Below are 8,197 nucleotides of genomic sequence, written 5' to 3'. Positions count from 1 at the left end.
CGCGAAAGCGCGCCAAAAAGGCCGTGCGCTCGGCGCCGGTCATGGAGCCGGCCTGCACCACCGTGGCGAGGTCGGGGTTGGCGGCCTTGAAGGCCTCAGCGACGGTGGTGAGGTAGCTGTGTGAGGGCAGAAAGACTAGGTAATGGCCGGCCTTGGTGCTCACCATCATGGTCAGGCTGGCGATCAGCGCCGGTAGACTGGACTCACGGTTGCGGTATGTCGGCGTGATAAACTGGGTGACCAGCACCTTGAGATTCTCCTGGGGAAACGGTGACGGCAGGCGGTAGGCCAGCGACTGGTCGCGACCGCCGAGAATGTCCTGGTAGTACGGCAGCGGCGAAAGGGTCGCCGAAAACAGCACGGCGCCGCGGCTTGGCCAAGCAGTCCGAGATGAACTGACTGGGATCCAGGCACAGTTCCTTGAGGTGGATGGCCCCGGCCGCGTTTTCGATTTCGGTTTCGTAGGCGTCGTTGTAGTAATCGGCGATGCGCAGGTAGCTGGTGGCGCTGAAAAATACCGGAAGCACCAAGTCGACAACGTCTTGACTGCGCGTGTCGGGGTCCTGGCCGAGCCAGTCGTGCACGGCGCTGGTGAATCCGGTTAGCTGGGCGATGAAGTCATCGAGCTGGGGTTTTTGAAACGTCAGCGGCTGGTCGTCCACCGTTAAGCGCACCGCGTCAAAGGCCGTCAGCACCTTCGACAAGGCACCCTTGACCGGCGGCAGGCCCTTGCCCTTCTTTTTGTCGATGGCGGTCCGCAGCGTCGCAAAGTCAGTGTCCAACAGTTCCGCGCTGTACATTTCGCGCGCCCGGGCGACCAGGTTGTGGGCCTCATCGATCAGGAAAAAGTTGCCGGTGTCCGGCTCGGCAAAGAAGCGCTGGAGAAACACCGCTGGGTCGAAGAGGTAGTTGTAGTCGCAGATGATGACGTCGCAAAACAGGCTGACGTCCAGCGAGAACTCGAAGGGATCCAGCGTGTGCTTTTTGGCGTACTGCTCGATCACCGGCCGCGTGATGGCGTCCTCGTGGCCCAGCAGGTCCTTCAGCGCTGGCTTGAGGCGGTCGTAGTAGCCGAGCATGTAGGGGTTCACGCTGGGGTCGTCGGGTTCGTCGTCAAAGGTGATGGTGTCCTTGGCGGTCAGCGTGATGCTTTTGGCGCGCAAGCCGTGCTGGGTCATCAGCGCCATCGCTTTTTCGGCCACGTGGCGGGTGCTCTGCTTGGCGGTCAGGTAAAAGCTGCGCTGGATCAGGCCTTCGCCCATGGCCTTGAGCACCGGAAACAGTGTGGAAATGGTTTTGCCGGTGCCGGTTGGAGCCTCGACAAACAGGCGGGTCGAGTTGGCAACGGTGCGGTACACGGCCGCGGCCAGTTCGCGCTGGCCCTTGCGGTATTTGGGAAACGGAAACTGCATAGTCTTGATGCTGACGTCGCGGCGCAAGACAATGTCGCTGCGCATTTTCAGCCAGTCGCCAAAATCGGTCAGCAGGTCCTGAAAGTCGTCGGCCAGTTCTTCTGCGGTTTTGACCTCGGTGAAGCGCGTGATGTGATCATTTGTCGTTTGGTAGTAAATCAGATCCAGCTCGACCTCGGGCAAGTCCCGCTCGTCGCAGAGAAAATGGCCGTACACGCGTGCCTGGGCCCAGTAGCGATCCTTGGTGTTTTGGGTGACATCCGTCCAGTCGCGCGCCGAGGTTTTGATCTCCTCGACCACGGTGCGCTTCTTGCTGGTATCCACGCCGTCCGCGCGCCCGTCAATGGTGTAGGCCACGTCGTTGACTTTGACCGTCTGGGCCAGGTAGACCTCTTTTTCGTAGTCCTCGCCATGAGCGGCCTGCAGCCGGCGGTGGATCGAAGCGCCCAGCATGGCGGTGTTGTTGGAATTGGTGGTGACCGGATCTAGGTCGCCGGTGCGCACGGTGAGTTCGACGAGCTCGCGCACGCCAATGCGGTTGTCTGCCATGGTGGCGGCTCCTTTCTTGGCAAAATCTTACCGGCGGGCTTGAGGGTCCACACGCCGGCGTTTCCCTCCAGTATAAAACGGATGTTCGGGCTTGAAAAGGGAGGCCGGCTTGAACCGAGCCGCTTACATAGGATATGATGGCCAAAGAATAAGTAAAGAGGGATAAACATGGAAATCAACGTGAAGGCTTTTCAGGAAGCCATTGAAGCGGGGAACTACGAACAGACCAATTATCCAATCACCGAGGTGGCGGCCACTGCAGGCGTCGAAAAGGCGCTGGCCCCGGTTTTTAGTGATGTGGATCAGGCCCTGGCCGCCGGGAAGCTCATTTCGGCGCAGCTGACCATCGAAGGCGATGAGCCCACCTACGTGCGCATTGAGACTGGTGTCATCAACCTGCCATTTGAGGACAGCAAAAAGGTCACTAATTTTCTGGATGCGGATAAGGACACACCCATCACCCTTAACTTGATCGTGGTTTCGCCGTACGTCAACGCCTCGGGCCTGCGCATCGACGAAATCGCCACGGCAGACGCCTACCTTGCGAATAAGTCCGCCAACATGGCTGCCGTTGCCGCCGAAGTGCACGAAAAGCTGGCGGCCATCAAGACCGCGCGCGAAACGCCGAAGCCAATCGTGAAGGAAGCCCCGGCCAGCCGGGCCAAACCGACGCGCAAAACCAGCACGCGGCGCACGACGGCGAAAAAGGCGACGACGCGCAAGCGCACCACGCGCAAACCCGCGGCCAAAAAGCGCAGCACGACTAGCCGCAAGAAGGAGGACTAGCCCATGGTGGTTCAAGCGCTTCTTTTGGCCGGCGTGGGCCTGATGGCCGGGATCCTGGGCGCCTTGCTGGGGCTGGGCGGCGGCATCATTATCACGCCGGTGCTGACCTTAATGCTCGGGCTGCCGATCCAGTACGCGATCGCCGCCAGCATTGTGGCGGTCATTGCCACTTCCAGCGGCGCCACCATCGCGTACCTCAAGGACGACATGCTCAACCTGCGCGTGGCGATGTTTCTGGAAATCGCCACGACCATCGGCGCCGTGCTCGGCGCGATCCTGACGGGCCTGTTCAACGCGAACATCCTGTACTTCCTGTTCGGGGCGCTGCTGCTGTTCTCGGTTTACAACATGATCCGCAAGATGCTGATGAAGCCGGAAAACATCAAGGCGCCGGTGCCGGACCAGGCGGCCGAAAAGCTCAACCTGAACGGTCAGTACTTCGACAAAAGCACCGGCCAGCGGATCGACTACCAAGTCACCAACGTGCCGGGTGGCTTTGCCATGATGTTCGGCGCCGGGCTGGCGTCGGGGCTGCTCGGTATCGGTTCGGGGGCCTTCAAGGTCCTGGCGATGGACACCATCATGAAAATGCCGCTGAAGCCGTCGACCGCCACGTCAAACCTGATGATGGGGGTCACCGCCGCCGCCAGTGCAACGGTGTACTTTTTCAACGGCTCGCTGCAGCCGCAAATTGCCGCGCCGCTCGCGATTGGAATCCTGATCGGGGCCACGCTGGGTACGCGGCTGATGCAGATCATGCCGACCAAGGTGCTGCGCTGGATCTTCATTCCGGTGATTGGCTACATGGGCCTGCAGATGCTGCTTAAAGGATTCGGGGTGAACATCGGATGAACCAGAAGATCGAAACCGAAACGAAGGACATTGAGCTGATCATTGGCAAGATCTTGCGCATTGGCGTGATCGTGGCCGCGACGGTCATTGTCATTGGCCTAGCGATGTTTTTGATCGAAGGCACCGGCGGTTATCCGGCCGGCGCGCATCCGAGTCGCCGGCCGCAATTTTGCAAGGCGTCGTGGCGCTAAAGCCGTACGCGGTGCTGATGCTTGGCCTGTTTCTCTTAATCCTGACCCCGGTGCTCCGGGTCGTGGTCTCGATTTACGCCTTCATCAAGGAAAAAGACCGCTTGTACACCTGGATCACGACCGCCGTCCTTGTCATCCTGATTGGCGCCATGATCATCGGGTATCTGGGATAAGCCTTAACGCCTCGCCGTCATGCGAGGCGTTTTTGCGTGCGCGCCAAACTTGACCGCGGCCCAGACAAGCGTATGATTATTCACATAACATCTTTGACTGTGAAAATCTGTCACGTAAGGAGCCGCCATGTCCAACTTCAGTTACCAAGTCTTTCGCGCCGTGGTCACGGAGAAAACCTTCATCCGCGCCGCCGCCGCACTCAACGTCACACCCAGTGCGATCAGCCACAGCGTCTCTCAGCTCGAAACTGCCCTGGGCTTTCCGCTGTTCATTCGCAACCGCACCGGCGTTGAGCTGACACCCGACGGCCAGCAGGTGCTGCCCACGGTGCAGGCCATTTTGAACCTCGAGGACCAGCTGACCCAGATCGCCGACAACATCAATGGCCAAAACACCGGCCGCGTGCGGCTGGGGGCCTTTTCCTCGGTGTCGACCAACTGGCTGCCGCCGGTGATTCGCCAGTTCAAGGCCGAAACGCCGAAGGTCGACGTGTCGGTGATGCAGGGCGGCTTCAATGAAATCGGCGAGCAGGTGCGCACCGGGGCCTTGGACATCGGGTTTTCGCTGCTGCCGGTGGAGTCGTCGCTGGTGGTCGTGCCGCTGCTCAAGGACCCTATTTACTGCATCACGCCGCGCGACTTCACGCCGAAAAACGGGAAGACGATGACCGACGCCGACATGAACAAGCAGACCTTCATCCTGCAACAGGGGGACTACGACCGCGACACCAAGGCGGCCCTGGACCGCTACCAGGTGTCCACGAACTCGCTGAACTACTCGATCGATGACCAGTCAATACTGTCGATGGTCGAGGCGGGGCTGGGCTTTGGGGTGCTGCCACGCCTGGCGCTGCAAAAGCTGACCGGGGACATCAACGTCTGGCCGTTTTCCGAGCCGTTTGCCCGGACACTGTGCCTGGTGACGAATCCGACCACGCAAAAATCACCGTCAGTGGAGCACATGCTGACGGTGATCGCGCAGTTCGTTCAAAAAAACCTATCCGGATAACTTAATGCCGGCGGGCCGGTAACTTGTCCATGGCCAGGTTCAGTGCGGCGTCGACCTCGTTGTTGTGCTGATTCGTCGCGTGGCCCTTGACCTTGTGAAAGACCGGCGGCTGGTCAAACCGGTTGACTTGCGCCAGCAATGCCTGCCATAATTCAGCATTGATGACGGGCTTGCCCTTTTTCTGCCAGCCGTTTTGCTGCCACTTAACCCACCAGCGCTCGTTCATGGTGTTGATCACGTAGGCGGAGTCGGAATACACATCGACCTGGTAGCTCGGCTTGGTGATCGCCTTGAGGCCTTCAATGACCGCGGTGATTTCCATATAATTATTGGTGCGGCCATAGTCGGCGCCGGAAAGCATTTTGTGGTGCTCCCCGTAAATCAGCAGCGCGGCCCATGCACTTTTGTCCGTCGGCCGCACCGAGCCGCCCAAGACATTGCCGGTGTTGCGATTGCCCCCGTCTGTGTACAGTTGAATGTTGATGTCTGCCACCTCCAGCAATCATTATACGTGCTGGTGAGCAACAGGCAAGAAGGAGCACCTTTTGAAAAATCCTAAAAGTATTTACTTTGCCGCCGGCTGGTTCACGCCAGCGCAAAAACAAGCTTACGACCAGGCCTTGGCCGCGCTGACCCAAAACCCGACTTTGAACGGCGACCTGTCTTACGTTCCGCTGGATCACCCTTATCAAAAGCTGGACGTGGGCGCGCACCCCGAGTACCTGAAGGACCCGGAGTGGGCCACGGCCACTTATCGAGGGGACCTGCTGGGCATCAAGCAGACCGACCTGCTGGCGGTGATTTATCTGCCCAAGGAGGAAGACGTCGGCTGCGGCGTGGAAATGGGTTACGCCCATGCGCTGGGCAAGCCGGTCGTGCTGGTCATTCCCGATCGCCAATTTGGCGAGCCCATTAACCTGATGGCCTGGGGGCCGCAGACGTGGTGATGCGGCTGAGCGAGATGGCGACTTACGACTTTACCAGCCTGAGTGCGAATTTGTATCCCGGCGCCGTGTACTGATCCTGTCGAAGAAAGAAGGAGTAACCCACATGAACCGAAAATTGATTGCCTTAGATTTGGATGGGACGACCCTGAACCAAGACAGCCAGCTGAGCGCTAAAACCATCGCGACGCTGCGGGCAGCGCGGGATGCCGGACACCTGGTGGTGATCACCACCGGCCGGCCGGATTCGATCACCGAGAATTTTTACGATCAGATCGGCCTGACCGGCCCCATGATTAACTTTAACGGCGGCTTGATTCAAAAACCTCACCAGCAGTGGGACCGCGAGCTGCAGGCGACCATTCCGATCAAAACGGCGCTGCAGCTGCTTGATCTGCGCCAGGACTTCGACATTCGCGTGATGGTGGCGGAAGGCAAACAGCTGCTGCGCGCCGACCACGCGTACAGCAACATCCCGTTTCTACCGGACCTGCCGCACCCGGCCCACCTGTTTGACCAGGCCGGCCTGACCCGGGCGCCGATCTCAGTCACCTTGTTTGTGGACGGTGACCTGCTGCAGCCGCTGACTACCGCGGTTCATGACCGCTTTCCGCAGCTGGTTGCCAAGACTTGGGGCGCGTGGAGCGGTGAACATACCGCGCTTGAGATCACGACCGCGCACGCGTCCAAGTCCCGTGCCGTGGCCTATGTGGCCGGCGCGTACGGCATCGCGCAACCGGACATTCTCGCGTTTGGGGACGACCTCAATGACCTCGACATGATCGAGTACGCCGGGGTGGGCGTGGCCATGCAAAATGCGCGACCGGCCGTTCTGAACGCAGCGAATGCGGTGACCCCCGCGGACAACGCCCATGACGGGGTCGCACGGTTTTTGCAGGCGTATTTGCACCTTGCCGCTTAAGGAGGAGCCATGACCTCACATCAACTGACGAAACGGGAACAGCTGGTCATCGGGTCGATGCTGTTCGGCCTTTTTTTTGGTGCCGGTAATCTGATTTTTCCGGTGTTTGTGGGCCAGCAGGCCGGCAGCCGCCTGGGCCCGGCGCTGCTGGGGTTTTTGCTGTCCGGGGTGGGCCTGCCGCTGTTGGGCGTCGCCGCCATCGGCATCACCAAAACGGCTGGCGTGTTTGAACTCGCCAAGCAGGTGAACCGCCACTACGCATTTTGGTTCACCCTGGTGCTTTACGTCTGCATCGGCCCGGCGTTTGCGCTGCCGCGTCTGGCCCCGATTTCGTACGAGATCGGGCTGGCGAAAGCGGTGGGGAGCCAGCACGCAACGCTGGGGATGCTTGTTTACTCGGTGCTGTTTTTCGGCATTGCCTGGTGGTTTGCGCGCCGGCCCAGTAAAATCATGGATTACGTCGGCAAAATCCTGACGCCGGCGTTTCTGATCGTGCTGGGCGTGCTGCTGGTCGCCGTGGTCGTGCACCCGCTGGGGTCAGGCGGCGCGCCGGCCGGCGTTTACGGCAGCCAGCCGCTGTTGACCGGCTTCACCGCCGGGTATTCCACGATGGACGCGCTGGCGGCCCTGGCGTTTGGCATTATTGTGTCGATGCCCTCAAGGACCTTGGAGTGACCAAACCGACGGCAATCGCCGGCAACACGATCAAGGCTGGCGCGCTGGCTGTGGTGATGATGGGAGTTTTGTACGCCCTGCTGGCGCTGCTTGGGCGCAATTCCCTAGGGGTGTTTGCCCGCGCCAGCAACGGCGGCCCGATTCTGGCCAATGTTGCGCGGGCGTACTTTGGTCCGGTCGGGTCGATGCTGCTGGCAGCAATTGTGATCCTGGCGTGCCTGAAAACGGCGATCGGTCTGATCTCCGCGTTCGGCGATGCGCTGCACGAGCTGTTTCCCAAAGTGTCGTACTTTGCGCTGATCACCCTGGCCGCGGGGGCCTCACTGCTGTTTGCCAACTTTGGGCTCGACGCCATTCTCGCCGTTGCCACGCCGGTCATGTACTTCCTGTACCCGCTGGCGATCACGCTGATCCTGCTCAGCCTGCTGACGCCGTGGCTGGGGCACGCGCACGGCCTGTTCGGCACCGTGACCCTGTTCACCCTGGTGCCGGCGCTGCTGGATGGGCTCAACGCACTGCCAGCCGGGCTGCACCACGCTGGATCGCCCGGCTTTTAGCGCTGGGTCATTACCTGCCTGGGTTTGCTTACGGTTTGGGCTGGGTCGTGCCGGCACTTTTGGGCTTAGTTGTCGGCACCGGTTTGGAACACGTTTTGCGGCATCAAAAAAGCGCCTGATCAGAGGC

5 protein-coding genes and 4 pseudogenes are annotated in these 8,197 nt (G+C 60.3%); 7 read left to right on the top strand and 2 right to left on the bottom strand.

Going from position 1 to position 8,197, the window contains the following annotated elements:
* Window positions 1–1,961: pseudogene (locus JCM13995_RS11955) on the bottom strand (ATP-dependent DNA helicase); the annotation flags it as partial.
* A gap of 168 nt (window positions 1,962–2,129) precedes the next feature.
* Here JCM13995_RS11955 and JCM13995_RS11950 point away from each other — a divergent pair.
* The 4 genes and pseudogenes from JCM13995_RS11950 to JCM13995_RS11935 all read left to right on the top strand — a co-directional run bounded on the left by JCM13995_RS11950 (window position 2,130) and on the right by JCM13995_RS11935 (window position 4,972).
* Window positions 2,130–2,747 carry a hypothetical protein gene (locus JCM13995_RS11950; protein ID WP_054665950.1) on the top strand — a complete coding sequence of 206 codons (618 nt, stop codon included), beginning with the start codon at window positions 2,130–2,132 and terminating at the stop codon, window positions 2,745–2,747.
* Window positions 2,748–2,753: 6 nt separating this feature from the next.
* Window positions 2,754–3,599 (top strand): sulfite exporter TauE/SafE family protein, encoded by an 846-nt coding sequence (locus tag JCM13995_RS11945; RefSeq protein WP_082397856.1) that lies wholly within the window; start codon window positions 2,754–2,756, stop codon window positions 3,597–3,599.
* Window positions 3,596–3,963, top strand: a pseudogene (locus JCM13995_RS11940) (DUF1634 domain-containing protein). Before JCM13995_RS11945 ends, JCM13995_RS11940 begins: the two are co-directional and overlap by 4 nt.
* A 127-nt stretch (window positions 3,964–4,090) precedes the next feature.
* Window positions 4,091–4,972 carry a LysR family transcriptional regulator gene (locus JCM13995_RS11935; protein WP_054665945.1) on the top strand — a complete coding sequence of 294 codons (882 nt, stop codon included), beginning with the start codon at window positions 4,091–4,093 and terminating at the stop codon, window positions 4,970–4,972.
* Between the two features lies 1 nt (window position 4,973).
* Here JCM13995_RS11935 and JCM13995_RS11930 read toward each other — a convergent pair whose 3' ends face one another.
* Entirely contained in the window at window positions 4,974–5,465 is a 492-nt protein-coding gene (locus JCM13995_RS11930; protein ID WP_054665958.1) for a ribonuclease H family protein, read from the bottom strand.
* A gap of 52 nt (window positions 5,466–5,517) precedes the next feature.
* On the opposite strand from JCM13995_RS11930, the pseudogene JCM13995_RS11925 reads away from it, so the two are divergent.
* From JCM13995_RS11925 to brnQ, 3 genes and pseudogenes are all read left to right on the top strand, one after another.
* Window positions 5,518–5,993 (top strand): annotated as a pseudogene (locus tag JCM13995_RS11925) (nucleoside 2-deoxyribosyltransferase).
* 29 nt (window positions 5,994–6,022) lie between these two features.
* The gene (locus JCM13995_RS11920) at window positions 6,023–6,838 is read left to right on the top strand and encodes a Cof-type HAD-IIB family hydrolase (protein WP_054665940.1); all 816 of its coding nucleotides are present in this window, start codon (window positions 6,023–6,025) and stop codon (window positions 6,836–6,838) included.
* A gap of 9 nt (window positions 6,839–6,847) precedes the next feature.
* A pseudogene (brnQ, locus tag JCM13995_RS11915) lies at window positions 6,848–8,189 on the top strand (branched-chain amino acid transport system II carrier protein).
* Window positions 8,190–8,197: the final 8 nt, after the last annotated feature.

The organism is Lacticaseibacillus camelliae DSM 22697 = JCM 13995, assembly GCF_001311195.1.
Classification (GTDB): Bacteria; Bacillota; Bacilli; order Lactobacillales; family Lactobacillaceae; genus Lacticaseibacillus; species Lacticaseibacillus camelliae.
Note: the sequence above shows the minus strand (reverse complement) of the source record. Positions and strands in the feature narration are given on the sequence as shown.

Bases quoted from the DNA above. Each gene is read 5' to 3' on its own strand.
- JCM13995_RS11950 (WP_054665950.1), top strand. From the start codon at position 2,130: ATGGAAATCAACGTGAAGGCTTTTCAGGAAGCCATTGAAGCGGGGAAC.
- JCM13995_RS11935 (WP_054665945.1), top strand. From the start codon at position 4,091: ATGTCCAACTTCAGTTACCAAGTCTTTCGCGCCGTGGTCACGGAGAAA.
- JCM13995_RS11920 (WP_054665940.1), top strand. From the start codon at position 6,023: ATGAACCGAAAATTGATTGCCTTAGATTTGGATGGGACGACCCTGAAC.